The sequence below is a fragment of the Vibrio sp. 10N.222.49.C9 genome, from assembly GCF_041474985.1.
Classification (GTDB): Bacteria; Pseudomonadota; Gammaproteobacteria; order Enterobacterales; family Vibrionaceae; genus Vibrio; species Vibrio crassostreae_C.
Genome location: NZ_JBFRVD010000814.1, coordinates 1 through 305, shown reverse-complemented (window position 1 = coordinate 305; position 305 = coordinate 1). Strand labels below are relative to the sequence as shown.

Here is a 305-nt window from a genome sequence, read left to right as displayed (position 1 = left end):
TACTATCGATTGATCAGAGAGCGTGAAACGATTGTAGATAAGACCCACATGCCATTCGCTCTTAATGCTGAACGAATGGAAAAATGGTTGAAGTGGTTCGACAAAGAAGACTACACCATTACTAAACTGCCAAGTTACCAGCTAAAAGTAGCCTCCAACCCCATATTAGCCTTCGCGGACATTCCCGTGGATTCTCGCTATCAGTTTCTGCTTGATGAGGCGCAAAATACCATTATGGCCTTTATCAAAGGGCCGGTATGTCGCGGGCAACTCGCACTCAACGTTATCAATGATCATTTCTGGGT

Annotated in this window: 1 protein-coding gene; it reads left to right on the top strand. The window is 44.9% G+C overall.

Annotated features, from left to right (window positions below; all coding sequences use genetic code 11):
- On the top strand, window positions 1–305 hold a 305-nt coding region (locus tag AB4585_RS25740), incomplete at both ends, for a fatty acid cis/trans isomerase (RefSeq protein WP_372171614.1).